Origin of the sequence: Haloferax sp. KTX1 (genome assembly GCF_902410085.1) — an archaeon.
Lineage (GTDB): Archaea > Halobacteriota > Halobacteria > Halobacteriales > Haloferacaceae > Haloferax > Haloferax massiliensis.
Map to the genome: position 1 here is coordinate 1 of NZ_CABPRH010000127.1, position 475 is coordinate 475.

Here is a 475-nt window from a genome sequence, read left to right on the forward strand (position 1 = left end):
CGTCTTCCAGCGCGAGACGCGAGCCGAACCGATAGCGGACGGCCCGCTCCGTGGGGTCGAAGGTCTCGCTGTCCCCGTCGCTGTTGACGAACTCTGACTGCTCGACTGCGACGGTGATGGTGTCGTGTTCCGACAGGTCGATGAAGTTCTCCGCGTTCTCGGGCTGGACGTCGACCGTGATCTCGACCGGGAAGTGGGCCGCCGCGACGCCGCTCAGGCTCGGAACCGCGGCCGCGGTCACTGCTGTGCCAAGTGTTCCTTTGAGGAGCCGTCGTCGTGTGGTAGTTGCCGATTTTGTGCTATCGTTGCTCGTCGCTGACTCCTTTCCTTTCATCCACGTGAACTGATCCGCTGCCACAGTTATGATAATTCTGGTGCATATCTCGAAACACCGAGTTATGGGAGAGAGCGGACCCGAAAGCGGGATCATATCTCCTAATTAGTGGTTTTTTGATGTTATCAGACACCCCTATTG

The 475-nt window shown here is 58.1% G+C and carries 1 pseudogene; it reads right to left on the reverse strand.

The annotated features are described in order from the left end of the window. Positions 1–241: pseudogene (locus tag FY251_RS21110) on the reverse strand (hypothetical protein); the annotation flags it as partial. Positions 242–475: the final 234 nt, after the last annotated feature.